Here is a 23,492-nt window from a genome sequence, read left to right as displayed (position 1 = left end):
CGCGTCCCCATGGAACATCGATGAGCCCCACGCTGCAGTCCGCCGAAAACCGCCTCCTTGCTCCCGCCGGTCTCGACCTGGCCGGGCTCGATCGTGCCCTCGGCGCGCTGATCGGCCCCGGCGTCGATTTCGGCGACCTCTATTTCCAGCACACGCGGCGCGAGAGCTGGACGGTCGAGGACGGCATCGTCAAGGACGGCGCGCATTCGATCGAGCAGGGCGTGGGCGTTCGCGCGATCAGCGGCGAGAAGACCGGCTTCGCGTACTCGGACGAGATCGACGCGCGCTCGCTGCTGGAGGCCGCGCAGTCGGCCCGCGCGATCTCCAAGGGCACGGTCACGCCCGACGGGCTGATGGGTCATCGTCCGCTGGTGCGCAGCACCGGGCGGGCGCTGTACGCGCCGGTGGATCCGATCGACGTCCTGGGCAACGAGGACAAGGTGGAGGCGCTGCGCCGCGTCGACCGGCTGCTGCGCGCCGCCGATCCGCGCGTGAAGCAGGTGGTCGTCAGCCTCTCCGGGGGCGTGGACACCGTGCTCGTGGCGCGAAGCGATGGCCTGATGTCGGCCGACGTGCGCCCGCTGGTGCGGCTGAACGTCCAGGTGATCGTCGAGCAGGGCGGTCGCCGCGAGCAGGGCTACGCGGGCGGCGGCGGGCGCTACGGCTATGCCGAGCTGCTGGGCGGCGACCGGCCGGAACACCTGGCTCGCGAGGCGCTGCGGCAGGCGCTGGTCAACCTCGAGGCCGTCGATGCGCCCGCGGGCGTCATGCCCGTCGTGCTCGGCAGCGGCTGGCCCGGCGTGCTGCTGCACGAGGCGGTGGGGCACGGCCTGGAAGGCGACTTCAACCGCAAGGGCACGTCGACCTACGCCGGCCGCATCGGCCAGCGCGTGGCCTCGCCGGGCGTCACCATCGTCGACGACGGCACCCTGCCGGGCCGCCGCGGCTCGCTCAACATCGACGACGAGGGCACGCCGACCAGCTGCACCACGCTCATCGAGGACGGCGTGCTGGTGGGCTACATGCAGGACACGCTCAACGCGCGCCTGATGGGCATGGCGCCCACCGGCAACGGCCGTCGCGAGTCTTTCGCGCACCTGGTCATGCCGCGCATGACCAATACCTACATGCTGGCCGGACCGCACGATCCCGAGGAGATGATCCGGTCGGTGAAGCGCGGTCTGTACGCGGTGAACTTCGGCGGCGGGCAGGTGGACATCACCTCGGGCAAGTACGTGTTCTCGGCCACCGAGGCCTACCTGATCGAGGACGGGCGCGTCACCGCGCCGGTGAAGGGCGCCATGCTGATTGGCAACGGCCCGGAGACCATGCAGCGCGTGACCATGATCGGCCACGACCTCGCACTCGACGAGGGCGTGGGCGTCTGCGGCAAGGACGGGCAGAGCGTGCCCGTGGGCGTGGGCCAGCCGTCGCTGCTGATCGAGGGCCTCACCGTCGGCGGCACGCAGGCCTGATGCGGCCTGCCGCCGCCCGGGCAACCCATGCGCCGGAGGGTCGATCCGGCGTCGGGCATGCGGGCTCAGTCCGCGCCGGCGTCGTCCAGGCCGTCGTCGAAGGCCATGTCGTCGGCATCGGCCGACGCATGGGGCAGCACGGTGCCGCGCAGCTCGCGGAACAGCTCACGGAACGCGTGCGGCGGCTTGCCGCGCTTGCGTTCGTCCAGCGTGTTGCGCACCAGCTGCCGCAGGCGCTGCCGGTCGGCCTCGGGGTGCGCGTCGAGGAATTCGGCCAGCGCCTCGTCGCCCCCGTCGATCAGCCGCTCGCGCCAGGCTTCCAAGCGATGCAGCGCGGCCGCCTCCGTGCGCGACGCGGCGCTCTTCTCGTCCAGCGCGTCGCGCATCGCCTGCAGCTCGGCTTCGTCGAGCTTGCGCATCTGCTTGGCCAGGTAGGCCAGCTGGCGCTTTCGCGCGATGTTCGACGTGATGCGGCGCGTGTCTTCGATGTGCGGAAGCGTCTGTTCCGGCACCGGAACACGCGAGAGCTGGGCCGGCGTGAGCGCCACCAGCGCCTCCGCGAGCTCCAGCACGCCCAGCGCCTCGCGCCGCTTCTGGCTCCGGCTGGGGCTGAGGAATTCACCCGTTTCTTCGTCGCGACCGCGCATGCACCGTGCTCCGCACGGCCTGCGCCGCGCCCGAATCCCGCGTCCGCACCCGCTGCCGACGCCTGCAGCAAAGGATAAGACATTGAACGCGACCACCCTGAAGCCCGGCCTTTTCGACGACAGCCGCGAACGCCTCGACGTGCTGGCGAGCCTCTCGCAGCGGCTGCTGGACGCCGCGCGCGAGCGCGGCGCGACGCAGGCGGAGGTGACCTGCTCGGAGGACGCGGGCCTGAGCGTGAGCGTGCGCATGGGCGAGGTGGAAACCGTCGAATCCACGCGCGACCGCGGCATCGCCGTCACCGTCTACTTCGGCACGCGCAAGGGCAGCGCCAGCACCGCCGACCTGCGCGACGAGAGCCTGGAGGCGACCGTCGACCAGGCCTGCGCGATCGCGCGCTACACCGAGGACGACCCGGCGGCGGGGCTGGCCGACGCGGCGCTCATGGCGCGCGAGCTCCGCGAGTTCGACAGCTGGCATCCGTGGGCGATCGACGCCGACCGCGCGATCGACATCGCCCTGGCCTGCGAGCAGGCCGGCCGCGACGCCGAGGCGCGCGTGGAGAATTCCGACGGGGCAACGGTCAGCACGGGGCGCAGCGTGTCGGTCTATGCCAACTCGCATGGGTTCCTAGGCGCCGAGCGCGGCACGCAGCACTCGCTGGGTTGCGCGCTCATCGCCGGCCGCGGCGACGGCATGCAGCGCGATGGCTGGTACACCTTCGGCCTCGCCGCGGAGGACCTGGAAACGCCCGCATCCGTGGGCCGGCGCGCCGCCGAGCGCGCGGTCGCCCGCCTCTCGCCGCGCCAGGTGCGCACCGGCGAGTACCCGGTGGTTTTCGCATCGGAAGTCGCGCGCTCGCTCGTCGGCCACCTGCTCGCGGCGGTGTCCGGCGGCGCGCTGTACCGCGGCGCGAGCTTCCTGGTCGACAGCGTCGGCACGCAGCTCTTCCCCGCATGGCTGTCCATCCACGAACGCCCCTTCCTCATGCGCGGGCTGCGCTCGGCCTCGTTCGATGCCGAGGGCGTGGCCACGCGCGAGTCGGCGCTGGTCGAGGACGGCATCCTGCGCCGCTACGTGCTGGGCAGCTACTCGGCGCGCAAGCTCGGGCTGCAGACCACCGCCAATGCGGGCGGCGTGCACAACCTCGAGGTCGCCGCGAACGCAGGCGATCTCGCCTCGCTGCTGGCCTCGATGGGCCGCGGCCTGCTGGTCACCGAGCTGATGGGTCACGGCGCCAATACCACCACCGGCGACTACTCGCGCGGCGCGGCTGGATTCTGGGTGGAGGACGGGCAGGTGCAATACCCCGTCGACGGCATCACCGTGGCCGGCAACATGCGCGACATGTTCCGCGCGATCGAAGCGGTGGGCAATGACATCGATCCGCGTTCGCACATCCGCGTCGGTTCGGTCCTCATCGGCCGGATGACGGTGGCGGGCGACGCGACCGGCGGAGATTGACCCGGGCTTCACATGGCGCGAGAGTGCGCGCAACGGCATGTGCCGTCAGCGCAGGAGCCCGCCATGAGCGACGTCCCCGAGTCTCCGAACGGCGCACCGCCGCCGCCGCCGTACACCCAGCCGTCGCCGCCCGCGGCCAGCGGCTATTCCGCCGAGGAGCGGCAGTGGGCGATGTTCGCGCATCTGTCCGCGCTCGCGGGCGGCCTGCTCACGGCCGGCTGGGCTGCCAGCCTGGGCTGCTTCATCGGCCCGCTGGTGATCTGGATGGTGAAGAAGGACACCATGCCCTTCGTCGACGACCAGGGCAAGGAAGCACTCAACTTCAACATCACCGTGGGCATCGTCTTCCTCGCGCTCGCGGCGCTTTCGGTCGTGACGCTGGGCATCGGCCTGATCATCGCCATTCCGGCGTGGATCATCATCGGCATCGCCTGGCTGGTGCTGACGATCATCGCGGGCATCAAGGCGAACGAGGGCGTGGCCTACCGCTATCCCTTCACCCTGCGCCTGATCAAGTAAGCCGCGCCTGCACGAGGCGACCGCGGAGCCCGGGGAAGCCCGGGCTTCGTCGTATGGGACGCCGGTGGCGATGCATTGCCGAATGGACGCGCGACGCCGTGGCGCCGCATGCACCGTGGCGCGGGCAAGCCAGGCGCACCCGGGAACGGCTCGCGTCGAAACCCCGGGCCGGGTGCGCTGGGCCGATCGGGGGCCATGCAGCGCTGCACCAATCGTGCGGCGTTACGCCGTGCGTTCGACGGCCAGGCGCGCGAGCTCGCGCAGGGCGTCGGCGCGGGAGCCGAAGCGTTCGAGCGCGGCGTCCATGTCCACGCGCAGGGCGGCCAGCCGCTCGCGCGACGCGTCGAGGCCGAGAAGCGCCGGGAACGTGGCCTTGTCCTGCGCCGCATCCTTGCCCGCGGTCTTGCCGAGCTGGGCGCTGTCGCCCTCCACGTCGAGCAGGTCGTCGCGCACCTGAAAAGCGAGGCCGAGAGCGGTGGCGTAGCGGTCGAGCGCGTCCAGGGCGGAACCGTCAGCACCGACGGAAAGCGCGCCCATGCGCACGCAGGCGCGGATCAGCGCCCCGGTCTTGAGGGCGTGTAGGCGCTCCAGGCCGGCCAGCGAGGTGGCGGCGCTGCGCCCGGTGGCCGCCAGGTCCAGCGCCTGGCCGCCGCACATGCCCGCGCCGCCTGCGGCACGCGCGAGCGTGGCGACGAGGGCGACGATCCGCTCGGGCGCGAGATCGGCGGCGGCCAGCACGTCGAAGGCCAGCGCCTGCAGGGCGTCGCCGGCGAGCACCGCCGTGGCCTCGTCGAAGGCGACGTGCACGGTCGGCTGGCCCCGGCGCAGCGCATCGTCGTCCATCGCCGGAAGGTCGTCGTGCACCAGCGAGTAGGCATGCACCAGCTCGACCGCCACCGCGGCAGGAACGGCCGGCTGCTCGTCGGCGAACATCGAGGCCGTGGCGAGGGTGAGCAGCGGGCGCATGCGCTTGCCGCCCAGCAGCACCGCATGGCGCATCGCGGCGTCCAGCGGTGCGGGCACGTCGGCGGAATCGAGCGCCTGCGCCAGCGCCGCGTCGATCCGCGTGCGCCAGCCGGCGAGGCGGGCCTCAGGCATCGGCGCCGGGCATGTCCGGGTAGGGCTGCGCGCCGGCGGGGTCCTGCGGGTCGGTCAGCAGCCGCACGCGCATCTCGGCCTCCTCGAGCGCGGTCTGGCACCGGCGGTAGAGGCCCACGCCACGCTCATAGGCCGCGAGCGATTCCTCGAGCGACAGGTCGCCCTGTTCCATGCGTTCGACCAGTTGCTCGAGCGCGTCCAGCGACTGCTCGAAATCGGCGACGGGCGAGGGCTGCGGCGGGTCTTTGCGTGGCATGCCGCCAGTGTGGCCGGCTGCGCGGCGGAGGGTCAACCGGAGCGATGCGGGCCCGGCCGCGGCGCGGGCGGCGTCCAGCGCAGCGCAAGGCCGTGCTCGCGCAGCCAGCCGGCGAGCCTCGCGCCGACCACGACGTCGCCCGCGGCCAGCACCTCGTCGCCGTCGACCAGCAGCGGCAGGCGTTCGCGCCGCCACGGCGGGATGCGCGCCTCCTGCAGCAGGTGCTTGAGTGCATGGTGATGCCCGCGACCCGGCAGCCGGATGCGCTCGCCGCCCCGGCGCGAGCGCACGCGCCAGGCACGCGGAACGGATGCCGCGGCGGGCGCCGCGTCGCTGCCTTCGATCCCCGCGCCCTGCATGCCTGCCGGTTCGAGGGCGAGCCGGCCACCGTCGGGCAGCGCGAGCACCCGGGTGCCGTCCCAGGCCACGTCGAAAGCGGCCGGCGGCGGTCCGGCGGTCGCGGCATGCAGCAGCCCGCCCCAGGCGCGCAGCGTCGCGCCGCTCCAGTCGAATCGGGGCGAGGCATCCGGCCGCGCCTGCAGAAGGTCGCGCTCGGCCGCCGCCAGGCCGCGCGCGGGAAGCGGCGGCAGGCCCAGCGAGGCGACCCAGGCACGCAGCACGCGGCTCCTGCGTGCGGCGGGGAGCTCGAGCAGGGGCGCGATGCGCAGCTCGTCCGGCCATCCGCCCGCGCAGGTGGCGAGGGCGCGTGCATCCTCCGACGCCAGCAACGCGGCCGCGTCGCGGGCATGCGCCGCGGACGCGGCCAGTGCCGACGCCGCGTGCGGCCAGCGCTCGCGCAGCAGGGGAAGCACGTGGCGCCGCAGGAATACGCGGTCCAGCGACGGGTCGTCGTTGGAGGGATCGTCGACCCAGTCCAGGCCCAGTGCGCGTGCGTAGGCGGCGATGCGCTCGCGCGGCTGCCCCAGCCAGGGCCGCCACATCCAGCCGGCGGCGAAGGGGCGCAGCGGCGACATCGCGCCCAGCCCGTCCACGCCCGATGCCCGCAACGCGCGGAGCAGGAAGGTTTCGGCCTGGTCGTCCAGGTGATGCGCGACCGCGAGCCACTCGCCGGGACGCAGCGCGTCGGCGAAGGCGGCATGGCGAGCCTCGCGCGCCGCACCCTCGCGGCCGAGGCCGGCGGGGTCCACGTGCACGGCGACGACGTCGCAGCGCAGCCCCAGCCGCGCGCAGGCGGCTTCGCAGCGGCCTGCCCAAGCGCGCGCGTCGGGCTGCATGCCATGGTCGACGTGCAGCGCGCGCAGGCCACGCGCGCGCACGGCCACGTCCGCCGCCAGGGCATGCAGGAGCGCCAGCGAGTCCATGCCACCGCTGAGCGCGACGCATACCGGCGCACCGGGCGCGGGATCGAAGGGTGGCGGCATCGTCATGCGGCGATGCTGCCATGCGAGGCCGGGCTCAGGCCGCCTCGTAGGCCCCGTAGCCGCGCAGCCGGCGATAGCGGCGCTCGACCAGTTCGCCCGGCGGCAGCCCGTCGAGCGCATCGAGTTCGTTGAGCAGCACCGTGCGCAGCCGCAGCGCCATCTGGCGCGGGTTGCGATGGGCGCCGCCCGTGGGTTCGCGCACGACCTTGTCGACCAGCCCCAGCGAATGCAGCCGCCGCGCGGTAAGGCCGAGCTGTTCGGCGGCGTCCTTGGCCTTGTCGGCCGACTTCCACAGGATGGAGGCGCAGCCCTCGGGCGAAATCACCGAGTAGGTGCTGTACTCGAGCATGACCGTGCGGTCGCCGACGCCGATCGCGAGCGCGCCGCCGGAGCCGCCCTCGCCGATCACCGTGCAGACCACCGGAATCTTCAGCTCGGCCATCTCCATGAGGTTGCGCGCGATCGCCTCGGACTGGCCGCGCTCCTCGGCACCGACGCCGGGGTAGGCGCCCGGCGTGTCGATGAAGGTCAGCAGCGGCAGGCCGAAGCGCTCGGCCATCTTCATCAGGCGCAGCGCCTTGCGGTAGCCCTCCGGGCGCGGCATGCCGAAGTTGCGGCGGATCTTGCTCTTGGTGTCGCGGCCCTTCTGGTGGCCGATGATCATGACGCTTCGGCCATTGATGCGGCCCAGGCCGCCGACGATGGCCGGGTCGTCCGCATAGGCGCGGTCCCCGGCGAGCTCATGGAACTCCTCGCACATGGCCGCCACGTAGTCGAGCGTGTAGGGCCGTTGCGGGTGCCGCGCGAGCTGGCTCACCTGCCAGGGCGAAAGGTCGCGGAAGATCTGCGCGGTGCGCTTGCGCACCTTGTCCTGCAGGGCGCGGATCTCGGCGTCCGCGCCAAGCGCGCTGCCGTCGCTCGCCTTGCGAAGTTCGGCGATCTTGGCTTCAAGATCGGCGATGGGCTGCTCGAAATCGAGGTAGTTCGGATTCATGCACGGCCGCGCGGGTGAAAGGCGGGCAGTGTAGCCGCTGAAGCGCGGATCCCGCCCGTCGCCGGCGTATGGTCGGCCCCGTGAGGGGATGGATCGGCCGCGGATGAACACGGATGGGCACGGATCCGGAGCAGCACGAGACGGAGGACGCGATGCCTCGCGTTCCGGTAGCGCGACGCGACCCGGCGTGGCGCGGCCGGGAGCGAATCCGGGGTCGAGGCCTGGATTCGCGCCAATCCGGGTTCGTCGGTGGCCCACGACGCGCCAGCCACCGAACGGGCCGCGCCCTCAATGCGCCCAGGGCTTGGCGAACGCGAGCTTCACCGCACGTACGCCGGGCGTGGCGCGCAGCGTGGCCACGAGCCCGGCGTCCACGCGCACGCCGTTGGCGCCGTCCAGGTCCACCATGCCCGCCGCACCGTCCACGCTCACGTGCAGGCGCAGCGGCGTCGGCCCGGGGCGGTGCGCGGCCAGGACCGCCTCGACGCGCGCGAGCGTGCCGGGCTCGCGCAGGTCCAGCCGCAGCATCAGGCGCTGCGTATGGCGGCTGCACAGCTGCGCGTACTCCCAGCAGCGCGCGGCCTTGAGCGCGAAGCCGCCGGAGAAGGCGTCCTCGCGCAGGCCGCCCTGAACGATGAGCAGCCGGTCGCGGCCGATGAGCGAGGCGTGCTCGGCATAGGTTTCGGCGAAGAAGGCGCATTCCAGGCGCCCGCGGCCGTCCTCGATCTGCACGAAGACCTGCGAATCCCCCTTCTTGCGCAGGCCCACGACGAGGCCGGCCACCGTCGTTTCCATCTCGGGCCGCCAGCCGCCGCGACCGCTGTCGGGCCGCCCGGCCCAGATGCGCTCGAGGTCGCCCAGGTGGAAGCCGATGAGGCCGTGCACGTCGTCGCGGAAGGGGTCGAAGGGATGGCCGCTGAGGTAGTGGCCCAGCGTGTCGCGCTCGTGCTCGAGCAGCTTGCCCAGCGGCCATTCGTCGCATTCGGGCAGGTCGATGCGAAGCGCCGGCGCGGCGGTGTCGAAACCGCCGAACAGCGAGGCCTGGCCTGCCGCGAGCTCCTTCGACATCTGGTCGGTGGCGCGCAGCACCTCGGGGATCTGCAGGAACAGGCTCGCCCGGTTCTTCCCCAGGGCGTCCAGCGCGCCGGCCTGCGCCAGTGCTTCCAGCGCACGCCGGTTGAGCTTGCCGTCGTCCACGCGCTGGCCGAGGTCGAGCAGGTCCTTGAACGGCCCGGCGCGGCGGGCCTCGCAGATCGATTCGCAGACGCCGCGGCCGACACCCTTCACCGCTCCCAGGCCGTAGCGGATGGTGTCGGGCGTGCGGGCCTCGAACATGTAGGCCGATTCGTTGACGTCCGGCGGCAGCACGGTGAGGCCGATGGCGCGCGCCTCGTCGAGGAAGCCGGTCACCTTGTCGGTGTTGTCCATGTCCGAGGACAGCACCGCGGCCATGAACTCCGCCGGGTAGTGCGCCTTGAGCCAGGCCGTCTGGTAGGAGACGAGCGCGTAGGCGGCGGCGTGCGACTTGTTGAAGCCGTAGCCGGCGAACTTCTCCAGCAGGTCGAAGATCGGGCCGGATACCGCGGGCTCGATGCCGTGGTGCTCCTTCGCGCCGGCCTCGAACTTCACCCGTTCCTTGGCCATCTCCTCGGGCTTCTTCTTGCCCATGGCGCGGCGCAGAAGATCCGCGCCGCCCAGCGAGTAGCCGGCCAGGATCTGCGCGGTCTGCATGACCTGCTCCTGGTAGACCACGACGCCGTAGGTCGGGGCGAGCACCGGCTCGAGGAGCGGATGCGGGTACTGCACCTCCTGCCGACCGTGCTTGCGCTCGATGAAGTCCGGGATCAGGTCCATCGGGCCCGGGCGGTAGAGCGAGACCAGCGCGATCAGGTCCTCGAAGCGGTCGGGCTGCGCGCGCTTGAGCAGCTCGCGCATGCCGCGGGATTCGAACTGGAACACCGCCACCGTGTCGCCGCGCGCGAACACCTCGTAGGCCTTCGCGTCGTCGAGCGGCAGGGTCGAGATGTCGAGCGGCGCCGTGCCTTCCTTCGCGCGCCGCGCGTTGATCGCCTTCACCGCCCAGTCGATGATCGTGAGCGTGCGCAGGCCGAGGAAGTCGAACTTCACCAGGCCCACGGCCTCGACGTCGTCCTTGTCGAACTGCGTGACCGGGTTGCGCCCGCGGCCCTGGCCGTCGTGTTCGGCGAACAGCGGGCAGAAGTCCGAGAGCGGCGAAGGCGCGATCACCACGCCACCGGCGTGCTTGCCGGCGTTGCGCGTGAGGTCCTCGAGCTGCAGCGCGAGGTCCACGAGGTCGCGCACGTCGTCCTCGGCGTTGTAGCGGGTGATGAACTCGCCGATCGCGCGTTCGGGGTCCTTCTTCGCGCGCTCGCTGCGGCCCAGCACGTCGTCGAGCGAGAGCGGGTCGGCCGGGATCAGCGGCACCAGCTTGGAGATGCCGTCCACGAAGCCGTAGCCATGGCCGAGGACGCGCCCGCAGTCGCGCAGCACGGCCTTGGCCGACATCGTGCCGTAGGTGATGATCTGGCTGACGCGGTCGCGGCCGTACTTGCGCGCGACGTAGTCGATCACCTCGTCGCGGCGGTCCATGCAGAAGTCGATGTCGAAGTCGGGCATCGACACGCGTTCGGGGTTGAGGAAGCGCTCGAACAGCAGGTCGTAGGGCAGGGGATCGAGGTCGGTGATGCCCAGCGCCCAGGCCACCAGCGAGCCGGCGCCCGAGCCGCGGCCGGGGCCGACGGGAATGCCGTTCTGCTTGCCCCAGTTGATGAAGTCCGCAACGATCAGGAAGTAGCCCGGGAAGCCCATCTTGATGATGACGTCGAGCTCGCGCTCCAGGCGCTCGGCGTACTGCTCCTGCGTGCGCCCGCCCGATGGCGGCGCCTTCTCCAGCCGCGCGGCCAGGCCTTCGCGCGCGGTGTTGCGAAGCCAGGATTCGATCGTGTGCTCGGCCGGGACCGGGAACGCGGGCAGGGCGTAGGTGCCCAGCTTCATCTCCACGTTGCAGCGCAGCGCCAGCGCGTGCGCGTTGTCGATGGCGTCCGGCACGTCGGCGAACAGCGCCTCCATCTCTTCGCAGGAGCGCAGGTACTGCTGCGGCGCGTAGTCGCGCGGGCGCTTGGGGTCGTCCAGGACGCGGCCGGTCGCGATGCAGACGCGCGCGTCGTGGGCCTCGAAGCCGGACTCGTCCAGGAAGCGCACGTCGTTGGTGGCGACCACCGGGATGTCGCGCAGCGACGAGGCGTAGAGCGCGAACGAGTTGAAGCCCCCCTCGCCCTTGCGGCCGGTGCGCGTCAGTTCCAGGTGCAGGCGCTCGCCCAGCACCTCCTTCCAGTCGACCAGCCAGGCCTCGGCCAGGTCGTGGCGGCCGCCGCCGGCCAGCTGCGCGGCCAGCGACTCGCGCCCGGCCAGTGCGAACAGCCCGCCGTTGTCCTCGCGCAGCCAGTCCGGGCGCATGGCCACGCCGTCGGTGCGATGGCCCTCCATCCACATGCGCGTGAGCAGCCGCGACAGCGTGAGGTAGCCCTCGCGGTCGCGGCAGAGCAGCGTCAGGCGCGTGGCCGCCTCGTTGCCGTCGGCCAGCGCCACGTCCGCGCCCAGGATCGGCTTGATGCCCGCGCCCTCGGCCGCCTTGTAGAACTTCACCGCGGCGAAGAGGTTGTTGATGTCGGTCAGCGCGACCGCAGGCTGGCCGAGCGAGGCGCAGCGCTTGACCAGCTCGCCGATGCGGATCGTCGAGTCGGCGAGCGAGTACTCGCTGTGCAGGTGGAGGTGGACGAAGCGGGAGGTCATGCGGACGGAACGGCCCGGCTGGCGGCCCGGCGGCCCCGCAGCCTATCAGCCGACCGTCTCAGGGTCAGGACTTGACGCGGCCGCGGCGACGATGGAATCGAGCAAGCCCGCGGCGGTGGGCTGCCCCGCCTGGCGCACGGGCGCGAAGCTGCGGCGGTGGGCCGGGCAGGGGCCGTGCTGGGCGAGCGCAGCCAGGTGCTGCGGGGTCGAGTAGCCCTTGTGCTGGTCGAAGCCGTACTGCGGCCAGCGCGCGTGCAGTTCCAGCATCAGGGCGTCGCGATGGGTCTTGGCCAGGATCGACGCCGCCATGATGGCCCGGCAGCGCGCGTCGCCGCCTACCCAGGCCTCGCCGGGGCGGCACAGGCCCTTGGGCACGACGTTGCCGTCGATGCGCGCCAGGTCGGCCGCGTCGCGCACGGCCTCCACGCATTCGCGCATGCCCTGCATGGTGGCGTGGAAGATGTTGAGCCGGTCGATGACGTCGACCTCGACGACCGCGACGTGCCAAGCCAGCGCGCGCTCGCGGATGCGCGGCGCGAGCACCCGCCGGCGCGCGGCGTCGAGCTGCTTGGAGTCGGCCAGCCCGTTGATCGGCGTGCGCCCCGGAGGGAGCACCACCGCGGCCACCACCACCGGCCCGGCCAGGGGCCCGCGGCCGGCCTCGTCCACGCCGGCGATGCGCCGCGGCGCGGGCGGTGCGGCGATGTCCAGAGCGAGTTGCGCGGCGGCGTCAGCCATGCCGCGAGGATACGACCTCGGCCACGGCCTCGGCCGCGCGCGCGGAGGCATCGCGGCGAAGTTCGCGGTGCAGGTTCATGAACCGCGGCGCGAGCGCGGCCGCGGCCTGCGGGTCGCGCAGCCAGTGAAGCACGGCGTCGGCGAGCTTCTGCGGCGTGCAGTCGCCCTGCATCAGCTCGGGCACGAGGTCGTCGCCCGCCAGGATGTTGGGCAGCGCGTAGCGGCTGACCTTCAGCATGCCCAGGCCTTTCACGAGCCGGTAGGTGGACGCGGCCACCTTGTAGGCCACCACCATCGGACGCTTGGCCAGCATGCCTTCCAGCGTGGCGGTGCCCGAGGCGAGCAGCACCACGTCGCTCGCGATCATCAGCCGCCGCGCGCGGCCGTCGATCACGTCCAGCACGCCGGCCAGCGCCTCGCGCGCCGGTGAGGCGGCCAGCACCCGCTCGAAGGCGTCGCGCGCGCGGCGGTCGGCCATGGGCGCGACCACGCGCAGCCCGGGAACGGCGGCCGCCACCCGTTCCGCGGCGGCCAGGAAATCCGGGCCGAGGCGCTCGATCTCGCCCGTACGCGAGCCGGGCAGCAGCGCCAGCACGGGCGCGTCGACGGGCAGGCCCAGGTCCGCGCGCGCGGCCGCGCGATCGGGCTCCAGAGGCATCTCGTCGGCCAGCGGATGCCCCACGAAGCGCGCGTCCACCCCATGCCGGGCGTAGATCGCCGGTTCCATCGGGAACAGGCAGAGCACGCGATCGGCCGAACGCCCGATCTTGGCCGCGCGGCCCTCGCGCCAGGCCCAGACCGACGGGCTGACGTAGTGGACGGTGGCGATGCCGCGGTCCTTCAGCCAGCGCTCGACCGGCAGGTTGAAGTCCGGGGCATCGATGCCGACGTAGACGTCGGGCCGCCAGGCGAGCAGCCGCCGTCGCAGCGCCGCGCGCAGGCGCAGCAGCCGCGGCAGGTGGCGAAGCACCTCGGCCAGGCCCATGACCGCGAGCTCGCCGGCGTCCCACCAGGCGTCCAGCCCCGCTGCGCGCATGCGGTCGCCGCCGATGCCGGCGAACTCGGCGCCGGGAAAGCGCTCGCGCAGGGCGTCGATCAGGCCGGCGCCCAGCAGGTCGCCCGAGGCCTCGCCGGCCACGATGGCGATGCGGCGGGGGCGGGAATCGCGAACCGGTGCCCCGGAATCGGCCGCTTCGCGCGGCGCTGCGTTGCCACGCGTCGAACCCGCCGCGGCGGCGGCGTCCACCGGGCCAACGCGTGCGCCACCCGCGGACTCCCGATTCCCGGTTCCCGGTTCCCGGGTCATTACCGCAGCAGCGGCCGCTCGCCCGAGTTCACGAACTCGAGCAGCAGCCGCACGTCCTCGCTGTCGCCGGCGATGTCCGCGAGCTTCGCGCGCGCCTCGTCCAGCGAGCCGCCGGCCACGTACAGCGCACGGTAGGCGCGTTTGATCGCCGCGATGCGCTCCGGCCCGAACCCGCGCCGCTTCAGGCCCTCGGCATTGATGCCGCGCGGCTTGCCGTAGTCCTGCTGCGCCACCATCACGAACGGCGGAACGTCGCCGTTGACGAACGCCCCCATGCCCACGAACGCGTGCGAGCCGATGCGGCAGAACTGGTGCACGCCCGCGAAGCCGCTGAGGATGACGTGGTCGCCCACCGTCACGTGGCCGGCGAGCGTGGCGTTGTTGGAGAACACGCAGTCGTTGCCGACGATGCAGTCGTGCGCCACGTGCACGTAGGCGAGCATCCAGTTGCGGTCGCCGATGCGCGTCACGCCGCCGCCGCCCGCGGTGCCGCGGTTCACGGTGACGAACTCGCGGAACGTGTTGCCGTCGCCGATGACCAGCTCGACCCGCTCGCCCTGGAACTTCTTGTCCTGCGGTTCGCCGCCGATCGCGCAATGCCCCACGAAGCGGTTGCCGCGGCCGATGCGCGTCGGACCGGCGACGCTGCAGTGCGGGCCGAGGCTGGTGCCGTCGCCGATCTCGACCTCGCTCCCGACGTGGCAGAACGGCCCGACGGACACGCCGTCGCCCAGCCGCGCGCCGGGCTCCACGACCGCGCTCGGATGCACGACGGCGGCCATGCTCAAGCCTGCGCCTCGGCGCAGACGATGTCGGCGCAGGCGACCTGCTCGCCGTCCACGCGCGCGATGCCCGAGTACATCGCCATGTTACGGATGTGGCGCTTGAGCTCGACCTCCAGCTCCAGGCGGTCGCCGGGCACCACCATCTTCATGAACTTCGCGTTGTCCACCTTCACGAGGTAGAACAGCTTCTCGCCGGTCTTGGACACCCCTTCGGCCTGCGCGGTCAGCTGGGTGAGCAGGCCACCGGCCTGCGCCAGCGCCTCCACCACCAGCACGCCGGGCATCACCGGATTGCCCGGGAAGTGCCCGGTGAAGAAGGGTTCGTTGCAGCTCACGTTCTTGTACGCGAGTACGCGCTTGCGCGGCTCGAACTCCACCACCCGGTCCACCAGGAGGAACGGATAGCGGTGCGGCAGCAGCGACTCGATGCCGCGGACGTCGAGGGGAAGCGAGGGGGCGTGGCTCATCGGCAGGATCCTTCCGCTGCCCGCATGCGCGGGCGGCATGTCGAAACCGTGAATGATACGGCGCGCGCGGGGCCCGCGGCCCGCCGGCTCAGGACCCGGGCGCCCGGCCGCGGAACAGCGCGTCCAGCTGGCGGAAGCGCGCGGCGCTGCGGCGCCAGCTGCGGTTGTCCATCAGGGGCGTGCCGGACGAGTATTCGCCCGGCTCGCGGATCGAATGGGTCACCAGGCTCATGGCGGTGATCACCACGCGGTCGCAGATCTCGATGTGGCCCACGATGCCGGCCGCGCCCCCGATCAGGCAGTAGCGCCCGATGCGCGTGCTGCCGGCCACCGCCACGCAGCCGGCCATGGCGGTGTGCGCGCCGATCCGCACGTTGTGGGCGATCTGGATCTGGTTGTCCAGGCGCACATCCTCCTCGAGCACGGTGTCCTCGATGGCGCCGCGGTCGATGGTGGTATTGGCGCCGATCTCGCAGTCGTCTCCCACGACCACGCCGCCGAGCTGCGGCACCTTGAGCCAGTGGCCGGCGTCCATGGCGATGCCGAAACCGTCCGCGCCCAGCACCGCACCGGGGTGCACCAGCACGCGCCGGCCCAGCCGTACGCGCGTTACCAGCGTCACGCGCGCGACCAGCTCGCTGCCGTCGCCCACCACGCAGTCATCGCCGATCACGCAGCCGGGGCCGACGACCGCACCCGCGCCCACGCTGCTCCGCGCGCCGATCGACACGTGCGGGCCGATGTGGGCGTCGGGCGCGACCTGCGCCGACGGGTCCACCACCACACTCGGGTGGATTCCGGGGGCGCGCAGCGGGCGCGGCTCGAACAGCGCCGCGATGCGTGCATAGGCCACGTAGGGATCGCGCGCCACCAGCACGGCCATCGGCGCGGCCTCGGCATCGTCCGCGCGCAGCACGACGACGCCCGCGCCCGACTCGGCGAGCTGGTTCCGGTACTTCGAATTGGCCAGGAACGACAGCTCGTCGCCGCGGGCACGGCCGAGCGTGCCGACGCCGGCGACGACGCGCGCCGCGTCGCCGCGCAGTTCCAGCCCGAAGCGGGCGGCCAGCTCGCCGGCCGTGAATCGCGGGCGAGCGTCGTCGCTCATCGCAGGATCAGAACACGCCGCCGAAGGTGAACTGCAGCCGCTCGAGCTCGTCGCTGTCGTCCTTGCGCAGCGGGAAGGCGTAGCTGATCGAGATCGGGCCCATCGGCGATCGCCACATCAACGCCACGCCCGTCGAGGCGCGCAGCTCGCCGGCATCGAAGCTGTCGGTGTCGGCGAAGACGTTGCCCACGTCCAGGAAGGCGGAGACGCGTGCGGCCGGGCTGTCCAGCAGGGTCGGGAAGATCAGCTCGACCGAACCGGTCGTCTTCAGTGCACCACCGATGGGCTGCAGATACGACGAGCCGGTCGCGGCCGCGCGCGGGCCCAGCGTGTTGTCGGCGAAGCCACGCACCGAGCGCACGCCGCCGGCGTAGAAGTTCTCGAAGAACGGCAGGCCGCCTGCGGTGATGGTGCGGCGGTAGTCCGGGGACGTTTCCAGGCAGGGCTCGCTCGGATCCGGGCCGGGCGTGAAGGTGTCGGCGATGCCGTCGTTGTTGGAATCGCTGACGGTGCCCGGCGTGAAGCAGATGTTGCGGACGAAGTCGTCGCCGTAACTGTCGCCGTAGCCCAGGTCGGCGCGCGTGTTGAGCACGAGGTGGCGGCTCAGGCGCCAGAACTTGGAGATCTCGTAGGTGAGCTTGAAGTACTCGGCCGTCGAGCCGGGCAGCGCCACTTCCGCGCCGAAGCGCTGCAGCATGCCGGTCGTGGGCGTCAGGAAGCTGTCGAGCGAGTTGCGCGACCAGCCCACCTGCGCGCGCCAGGTATGGAACGTGCGCCGGCCGACGGCGTCGATGTAGTCCACGAGCGGGGCCGGCGTCGAGCCCGAGATCGCGAAGATCTCGTTGCTGTCCACGCCCATCATGAAGTTGACGGTATCGGTCTCGGTGATCGGGACGCCCATCACCACCTGCCCGGCGCCGCTGGTCGACGAGTACTGCGCGGTGTTGAAGTCCGAGTTGTCGAACTCGCGCCACCACAGGTTGTAGCCCAGCGACACGCCGCTGTCGGTGAAGTAGGGATTGAGGAACGAGAAGTCGTAGCGCTGCAGGTAGGAGTTGCGGTTGGCCTGCACCGAAACGCGGTTGCCGCTGCCCAGGAAGTTGCTCTGCGACAGCTGGATCTGCGTCGTGAGGCCGGTGAGCTGCGAATAGCCCAGGCCGAAGACGAAGCTGCCGGACGTGGTTTCCTTGACCGCGACCTCGATGTCGACCTGGTCGGGCGAGCCCGCGACGGGCTTGCTCTCCACATCCACGCTCTCGAAGAAGCCCAGGCCCTGCAGGCGGATCTTCGAACGGTCGAGCGCGGCCTGCGAGTACCAGCTGCCCTCGAACTGGCGCATCTCGCGGCGCAGCACCTCGTCGGAGGTGCGCGTGTTGCCCTTGAAGACGATGCGGCGCACGTTAACGCGCGGGCCCGGCACCACCTGCAGGTTGATGCCGACCGTCTTCTTCTCGCGGTCGATGTCCGGAACCGTGTTGACCTGCGCGAAGGCGTAGCCGATGTTGCCCAGCGCCGCGGTGATCGAATCCGAGGTCAGCTCCAGCAGGCGGCGCGAGAAGGTCTGGCCTTCGGCGACGAGCACGCGCTTCTGGATCTCCTCCTTCGGCAGCACCGTGTCGCCGGTGATCTCCACGCCCGAGACCGTGTACTGGTCGCCCTCGGTGAGGCCGGCGGTGATGAACATGTCGCGGCGGTCGGGGCTGATCGCCACCTGGGTGCTGTCGACCGAGAAGTCGATGTAGCCGCGGTCGAGGTAGAACGCGTTGAGCTTCTCGAGGTCGCCCGAGAGCTTCTCGCGCGAGTACTGGTCGTCGCGGCGGTACCAGGAAAGCCAGTTGCTCTCGCGCGATTCCCAGTTGTCCCGGATGTCCTCTTCCCCGAACTTCTCGTTGCCGACCAGGTTGATGTGGCGGATCTTGGCCGCCTTGCCTTCCTTGATGGTGATCGTGAGGTCGACCCGGTTGCGGTCCAGTCGCGCGATGGTCGGCGTGATCTCGACGTTGTACTTGCCGCGGTTGTTGTACTGGCGGGTGAGTTCCTGGGTGACGCGGTCCAGGGCCAGGCGGTCGAAGGTGCCGCCCTCGGACAGGCCGATGTCGGCCAGGCCCTTGGTCAGGTCCTCGGTCTTGATGTCCTTGTTGCCGGTGATCGTCAGCTTGTTGATAGCCGGGCGCTCGACGACGGTCACGACCAGGATGTCGCCCTGGCGGTCGAGGCGGATGTCCTCGAAGAAGCCCGTCTTGTAGAGCGCGCGGATCGCCTCGCCCGCGCTGGCGGAGTCGACCTGGTCGCCGCGCTCGATCGGCAGGTAGGTGAATACGGTGCCGGCGGAGATGCGCTGCAGCCCGTCGACGCGGATGTCGCTCGCCGTGAAGGGCGAGAACGCCTGCGCGAAGGCGGAGGTCACCGGGGCCGCGGCGATCGCCGAGGCGAGGGCGAGGGCGAGCAGGCGGCGGGGCAGGGGTCGCGTCATCATCACGTCCGGTGGGAGCGGGAAACCGCCGTGGGCGGCAGGGTGCGGCGCGGGAGCATCGGCGGAGGGAAAGCCGGCATGTCAGCGCAGCAGGTTGTTCACGATGTCGTTGTAGAAGGCCAGGCCCATCAGCCCGGCGATCAGCGCCAGCCCGACGAACTGTCCCGCGGCCATGGCGCGTTCGCTCAACGGACGGCCCTTGACCAGCTCGATAAGGTAATACAGCAGGTGACCCCCATCCAGTATCGGGATGGGAAGCAGGTTCAGGATGCCCAGGCTCAGCGAGAGCATGGCGAGGATCGACAGGTACCAGGCCGGCCCGCGCGAGGCGTAGTGGTTGGCGGCGCGCGCGATCGTGATCGGGCCTGCCACGGTATTGCGCACGTCGACGCGGCCGGTGAAGGCGCGGCCGATCATCGCGAGCAGTTCCCGTGTCTGGTGTGCCGTCTCGCGCAGGGCGGCGGGCACGGCGGCGACCGGCCCGTAGCGGAGCAGGGCATTGGGTTGGGGGGGCGCGGCCTGGCCCAGCGAGACGCCCAGCAGCCAGCGCGACCGGCCGTCGACCTCCGTGAGGCGCGGTGTCATCTCCAGCGCCATCCGCACGCCGCCACGGTCGACCTCGACCATGGCGGAGCCTCCGCGGCGGCCCAGGCGCTGCACCAGGGGGTCGACCTCGTCGCCGGCCTGCACGGGCTCGCCGTCCACCGCCGTGATCACGTCCCCGGGCAGGAGTACGCCGGCGGCCGGCATCCCGGGCGAGGTGGCCAGCACCTGCGCCGGCGACACGCGGTGCCGCGGTGCCAGGCCCGCCGCTTCCACGGCGCGCAGCTCGTCGATCTCGGCCGGCAGGCGGGACAGGGCCAGCCGGTGCCCGACCTCGCGGCCCTCGGGGGTGCGCACGCGCAGGTCGACGTCGCGGCGGTCGAGCGCGGCGGGCATCAGCGCCAGCTCCGCCTCGGTCCAGGTGGGCGTCGTCCGCCCGTCGACGGCGAGGATGACGTCACCGCTGCGCAGGCCCGCGGCGCGGGCCAGCCCGTCGGCGGTGCCGACCTCGGCCAGGTAGTCCGGCCGGCCGATCACGAACATGCCCCACAGCAGCGCCACGCACAGCAGCAGATTGGCGACCGGGCCGGCGACCACGACCGCCATCCGCTGCCACACCGGCTTGCGGTTGAAGGCCTCGTGCAGCTGCGCGGCGGGGACCTCGCCCTCGCGCTCGTCGAGCATCTTCACGTAGCCGCCGAGGGGGATCGCGGCGATCACGTACTCGGTGCCGCCGCGGCCGCGACGCGTCCACAGCGGGCGACCGAAGCCGACCGAGAAGCGCAGTACGCGCACGCCGAAGCGCCGCGCGACCCAGTAGTGGCCGAACTCGTGGAAGGTGACGAGCACGCCGAGGCTGACGATGAGCCACCACACCGATCCGACGAACTCGTTCAAGCAGGCCTCCGCAGGCCGGCGATGCCGGCGCATGGGCTAGACCGCCGGAAGCTTCGCAGGTTCCCCGGCGGCTGGGGCAGGGCAGGCGGGCGTGGGTTCATCGCGGCTGCCGCTCAGGCCGCTCGCGCGATGGCATCTGCCACGTGCTCGCGCGCCCGCGCATCGGCCCGCCGCAGTGCGTCGAGATCCCCTGCTTCGCCGCCGCGGGCGGCAAGGGCGGATTCGACCAGGGAGGCGATGTCGAGGAACCCGACCCGCCGCGCAAGGAAGGCTTCCACCGCCGCTTCGTTGGCGGCGTTGAGCACGGCCGGTGCGTCGCCACCCGCGCGCAGGGCGGCGAAGGCCAGGCGCAGGCATGGGAAGGCCTCGAGGTCCGGCGGCTCGAAGTCCAGCCGTCCGCCCTGTGCGACGAGGTCGAGGCCGCCCACGCCGGACTCGATCCGGTCGGGCCAGCCCAGGCCGACCGCGAGCGCGGTGCGCATGTCCGGCAGGCCGAGCTGCGCGAGCGTGGAGCCGTCGACGAACTCCACCAGCGAATGCACCAGGCTCTGGGGATGGACCAGCACGTCGATGCGGTCCGCCGCGACGCCGAAGAGGTGGTGCGCCTCGATGACCTCCAGGCCCTTGTTCATCAGGCTCGCCGAATCGACCGAGATCTTCGGCCCCATCGACCAGCGCGGATGGGCGATGGCCTGCTCGGGCGTGACCTCGCGCAGCGACTCGCGCGTGCGCCCGCGGAACGGGCCACCCGACGCGGTGAGCACGAGGCGGCGCAGGCCACTGACGTCGCGCGCGCCGCGGTCGCCCTGCGCGGGCAGGCACTGGAAGATCGCATTGTGCTCGCTGTCGACCGGCACGATGCAGGCATCGGATGCGCGCGCGGCGGCCATGACCAGCTCGCCCGCCATCACCAGCGATTCCTTGTTGGCCAGCGCGATGCGCTTGCCCGCACGCACCGCGGCCAGCGTCGACGAAAGGCCCGCCGCGCCCACGATCGCCGCCACCACCGTGTCGCAGGCGTCGCCGGCAGCCAGCGCGTCGATGGCGTCGTCGCCGGCATGCGCCTGGGTGGCGAGCCCGCGCGCACGGAGCGCGTCGCGCAGCGCGCCGAAGCAGGCCGGGTTCGCGATGGCCGCGTGTTCGGGGCGGAAACGGGCGCAGAGGTCGGCGAGCGCCTCGACGTTGCGCCCGGCCACGAGCACGCTCGCGTGCAGGCGGCCGGGGTGGCGAGCGATCACGTCCAGCGCGGACGCGCCGATCGACCCCGTGGCCCCGAGCACGGCGACGCGACGCATCACAGCTCCAGCAGCGCCTTGCCCAGCGCGAAGGCGGGCAGCGCGGCGAGCACGGCGTCGATGCGATCGAGCACGCCGCCGTGGCCGGGGATCAGCCGGCCCGAGTCCTTCTTGCCCACGTGGCGCTTGAGCAGGCTCTCGTAGAGATCGCCCACCACGGAGAACAGGATCGCGATGGAAGCGACCAGGGCCACCCGGTACAGCTCGTCGCCCCGCGCACCGGCGAAGGCCGCGAAGGCGACCGATGCGATCGTGCCCGCGACCACGCCACCGACGAGCCCCTCGATCGTCTTGTTCGGGCTCACCCGCGGTGCGAGCTTGTGACGGCCGAGGTGGCGCCCGGCAAAGTAGGCGCCGGTGTCAGCGGCCCACACGGCGGCCAGCGCCGCCAGCAGCCAGCGATGCCCGTTCGGGCCGTCGGCGTGCAGCCACGTCAACGCGCACCAGGCGGGCACGACGGCGAGCGTGCCGGCGGCGAGCTTCAGCGCGCGGGCCCAGCTCTCGTGGTTGCTGCCGAAGTCGAAGCGGCCAAGCCACAGCAGCGCCAGCAGCCACCAGACGATGCCGACCATCGACGCCACCTGGTACAGCACCAGCGTGCCGCCCTCGGGGGAGCGCGAAGCCCATACGATCGCGACCATCAGCGCCAGGTTGGCCAGCAGCAGCACGCCGCGCGCGAGGCTGTCTTCGACCTCGGCGAGGTCGAACCACTCCCACAGGCCACCGAGGAATACGACCGCCGCGGCGATCATCATCCAGGGCGTGGGCAGCAGCAGGATCGCCGCGATCGCGACGGGTGCCATCACCAGGGCGGCGGCAATGCGGGTACGGGTCATTCAGGCATCTCGTCGGTGCCGCCGACCTGGGCGCTCGTGAGGCCGAAACGGCGTTCGCGGCGCGCGAAGTCGTCCAGCGCGGCCTGAAGTGTCGCCGCATCGACGTCGGGCCACAACAAATCCGTGAACCAGAGCTCCGTGTAGGCCAGCTGCCACAGCAGGAAGTTGCTGATGCGCAGCTCGCCGCCCGTGCGGATGAAGAGGTCGGGCGCGGGCAGGTCGGCCAGCGCGACGCGCGAGGCCAGGGCCGCCTCGTCGATCGCGGCCGGGTCCAGGCGGCCGGCGGCCACGTCCTCGGCCAGGCTGCGGGCGGCCTGCGCGATGTCCCAGCGGCCGCCGTAGCTCGCGGCGATCGTGAGCACCAGGCGCCGGTTTCCGCGGGTACGCGTCTCCGCGTGCGCCATCCGGTTGCGGATGGCGTCGGTGAAGCGGCTGCGGTCGCCGATGAAACGCACCTGCACGCCGCGGCGGTCGAGTTCGTCGACCTCACGCTCGAGCGCACCGGTGAAGAGCTTCATCAGGCCGCCCACCTCGTCGGCGGGCCGGTCCCAGTTCTCGCTGGAGAAGGCGAAAAGCGTGAGCGCCTCGACGCCCTTGTCCAGGCAGAAGTCGATGCAGAGGTTGACGGCCCGCGCCCCGGCGCGATGGCCGATGATGCGCGGGCGCCGGCGTCCCTGCGCCCAGCGGCCGTTGCCGTCCATGATGACGGCGAGGTGGCGGGGGATCCGGTCGGCGGTTCGTGATTCGTGATTCGTCAAAACGGGGTTCTCGCGCGTGCAGGGGCCTGCCCCTTGCAAATCACCAATCACAGATCACGTTTCGCGGCCCGCTCAGACCGCCATCAGCTCCTGTTCCTTCGCCTTCACGACCTCGTCGACGTTCTTGATCGCCTCGTCCGTGAGCTTCTGGATGTCGGCCTCGGCGCGCGTGGCCTCGTCCTCGGTGATCTTCTTGTCCTTGAGGAGTTCCTTCACCTGGTGGTTGGCGTCGCGGCGGATGTTGCGGATGGCGACCTTCGCGTCCTCGCCGCCGGAGTGGACGACCTTGGCCAGGTCGCGGCGGCGCTCCTCGGTGAGCGGAGGCAGGTTGAGGCGGATCACCATGCCCGCGGTGTTGGGCGTCAGGCCCAGGTCGGAAGCGAGGATCGCCTTCTCGACCGCGCCCACCATCGGCTTCTCCCACGGGGTGATGGTGAGCGAGCGCGCATCGCTCACGGCGACGCTGGCCACCTGCGAGAGCGGCACGTCCGAACCGTAGTAGTTGACCTTGATGTGGTCGACCAGGGCGGTCGTCGCGCGGCCGGTGCGCACCTTGACGAGGTCCTGGCGGAACGCCTCGACGCTCTTGGCCATGCGCGTCTTCGTGTCGTTCTTGATGTCGTTGAGCATCGCCGGCTCC

Annotated in this window: 20 protein-coding genes; 3 read left to right on the top strand and 17 right to left on the bottom strand. The window is 71.8% G+C overall.

Features of this window, described 5'->3' with window-relative positions; translation table 11 throughout:
- Window positions 1-20: 20 nt before the first annotated feature.
- The gene (tldD, locus tag EYQ95_RS12695; RefSeq protein WP_132327584.1) at window positions 21-1,475 is read left to right on the top strand and encodes a metalloprotease TldD; all 1,455 of its coding nucleotides are present in this window, start codon (window positions 21-23) and stop codon (window positions 1,473-1,475) included.
- Between the two features lie 65 nt (window positions 1,476-1,540).
- On the opposite strand, the gene yjgA is transcribed toward tldD, so the two are convergent.
- Window positions 1,541-2,122 (bottom strand): ribosome biogenesis factor YjgA, encoded by a 582-nt coding sequence (gene yjgA / locus EYQ95_RS12690; protein WP_132327583.1) that lies wholly within the window; start codon window positions 2,120-2,122, stop codon window positions 1,541-1,543.
- 82 nt (window positions 2,123-2,204) lie between these two features.
- On the opposite strand from yjgA, the gene pmbA reads away from it, so the two are divergent.
- The gene (pmbA, locus tag EYQ95_RS12685; protein WP_165924719.1) at window positions 2,205-3,584 is read left to right on the top strand and encodes a metalloprotease PmbA; all 1,380 of its coding nucleotides are present in this window, start codon (window positions 2,205-2,207) and stop codon (window positions 3,582-3,584) included.
- 171 nt (window positions 3,585-3,755) lie between these two features.
- Complete coding sequence (locus tag EYQ95_RS12680; protein ID WP_132327663.1) at window positions 3,756-4,103, top strand: DUF4870 domain-containing protein; 348 nt, start codon at window positions 3,756-3,758, stop codon at window positions 4,101-4,103.
- Between the two features lie 222 nt (window positions 4,104-4,325).
- Here EYQ95_RS12680 and EYQ95_RS12675 read toward each other — a convergent pair whose 3' ends face one another.
- From EYQ95_RS12675 to frr, 16 genes are all read right to left on the bottom strand, one after another.
- Complete coding sequence (locus EYQ95_RS12675) at window positions 4,326-5,201, bottom strand: polyprenyl synthetase family protein (protein WP_132327581.1); 876 nt, start codon at window positions 5,199-5,201, stop codon at window positions 4,326-4,328.
- Complete coding sequence (locus EYQ95_RS12670; RefSeq protein ID WP_132327580.1) at window positions 5,194-5,457, bottom strand: exodeoxyribonuclease VII small subunit; 264 nt, start codon at window positions 5,455-5,457, stop codon at window positions 5,194-5,196. Before EYQ95_RS12670 ends, EYQ95_RS12675 begins: the two co-directional genes overlap by 8 nt.
- Window positions 5,458-5,489: 32 nt before the next feature.
- Window positions 5,490-6,845, bottom strand: coding sequence for a tRNA lysidine(34) synthetase TilS (gene tilS, locus EYQ95_RS12665; RefSeq protein WP_132327579.1), 1,356 nt, complete (start codon window positions 6,843-6,845; stop codon window positions 5,490-5,492).
- 28 nt (window positions 6,846-6,873) lie between these two features.
- Window positions 6,874-7,833 carry an acetyl-CoA carboxylase carboxyltransferase subunit alpha gene (locus EYQ95_RS12660; protein WP_132327578.1) on the bottom strand — a complete coding sequence of 320 codons (960 nt, stop codon included), beginning with the start codon at window positions 7,831-7,833 and terminating at the stop codon, window positions 6,874-6,876.
- A gap of 288 nt (window positions 7,834-8,121) precedes the next feature.
- The gene (gene dnaE, locus EYQ95_RS12655; protein ID WP_132327577.1) at window positions 8,122-11,646 is read right to left on the bottom strand and encodes a DNA polymerase III subunit alpha; all 3,525 of its coding nucleotides are present in this window, start codon (window positions 11,644-11,646) and stop codon (window positions 8,122-8,124) included.
- Between the two features lie 45 nt (window positions 11,647-11,691).
- Entirely contained in the window at window positions 11,692-12,384 is a 693-nt protein-coding gene (locus EYQ95_RS12650) for a ribonuclease HII (protein WP_132327576.1), read from the bottom strand.
- Entirely contained in the window at window positions 12,377-13,690 is a 1,314-nt protein-coding gene (lpxB, locus tag EYQ95_RS12645; protein WP_132327575.1) for a lipid-A-disaccharide synthase, read from the bottom strand. Before lpxB ends, EYQ95_RS12650 begins: the two co-directional genes overlap by 8 nt.
- A complete protein-coding gene (gene lpxA / locus EYQ95_RS12640; protein ID WP_165924718.1) occupies window positions 13,690-14,472 on the bottom strand; it encodes an acyl-ACP--UDP-N-acetylglucosamine O-acyltransferase in 783 nt (260 codons plus the stop codon). Before lpxA ends, lpxB begins: the two co-directional genes overlap by 1 nt.
- 2 nt (window positions 14,473-14,474) lie before the next feature.
- Window positions 14,475-14,942 (bottom strand): 3-hydroxyacyl-ACP dehydratase FabZ, encoded by a 468-nt coding sequence (fabZ, locus tag EYQ95_RS12635; protein WP_132327573.1) that lies wholly within the window; start codon window positions 14,940-14,942, stop codon window positions 14,475-14,477.
- Between the two features lie 88 nt (window positions 14,943-15,030).
- Window positions 15,031-16,050 (bottom strand): UDP-3-O-(3-hydroxymyristoyl)glucosamine N-acyltransferase, encoded by a 1,020-nt coding sequence (gene lpxD, locus EYQ95_RS12630; RefSeq protein WP_132327572.1) that lies wholly within the window; start codon window positions 16,048-16,050, stop codon window positions 15,031-15,033.
- A 7-nt stretch (window positions 16,051-16,057) separates the two neighbouring features.
- Complete coding sequence (bamA, locus tag EYQ95_RS12625; protein ID WP_132327571.1) at window positions 16,058-18,523, bottom strand: outer membrane protein assembly factor BamA; 2,466 nt, start codon at window positions 18,521-18,523, stop codon at window positions 16,058-16,060.
- Between the two features lie 81 nt (window positions 18,524-18,604).
- Window positions 18,605-19,963, bottom strand: coding sequence for an RIP metalloprotease RseP (rseP, locus tag EYQ95_RS12620; RefSeq protein ID WP_132327570.1), 1,359 nt, complete (start codon window positions 19,961-19,963; stop codon window positions 18,605-18,607).
- Between the two features lie 113 nt (window positions 19,964-20,076).
- Window positions 20,077-21,258 carry a 1-deoxy-D-xylulose-5-phosphate reductoisomerase gene (gene dxr, locus EYQ95_RS12615; protein WP_132327569.1) on the bottom strand — a complete coding sequence of 394 codons (1,182 nt, stop codon included), beginning with the start codon at window positions 21,256-21,258 and terminating at the stop codon, window positions 20,077-20,079.
- Window positions 21,258-22,094 carry a phosphatidate cytidylyltransferase gene (locus EYQ95_RS12610; RefSeq protein ID WP_132327568.1) on the bottom strand — a complete coding sequence of 279 codons (837 nt, stop codon included), beginning with the start codon at window positions 22,092-22,094 and terminating at the stop codon, window positions 21,258-21,260. The genes dxr and EYQ95_RS12610 overlap by 1 nt, the downstream gene beginning before the upstream one ends.
- A complete protein-coding gene (uppS, locus tag EYQ95_RS12605; protein ID WP_132327662.1) occupies window positions 22,091-22,819 on the bottom strand; it encodes a polyprenyl diphosphate synthase in 729 nt (242 codons plus the stop codon). Before uppS ends, EYQ95_RS12610 begins: the two co-directional genes overlap by 4 nt.
- A 105-nt stretch (window positions 22,820-22,924) precedes the next feature.
- Window positions 22,925-23,482: a ribosome recycling factor gene (gene frr, locus EYQ95_RS12600; protein ID WP_132327567.1), complete on the bottom strand. Its 558-nt coding sequence runs from the start codon at window positions 23,480-23,482 to the stop codon at window positions 22,925-22,927.
- Window positions 23,483-23,492 lie beyond the last annotated feature (10 nt).

Source organism: Lysobacter sp. N42 (assembly GCF_004344885.1).
The sequence above is the reverse complement of the archived record's forward strand: the minus strand, read 5'-3'. Positions and strand labels throughout refer to the sequence as shown.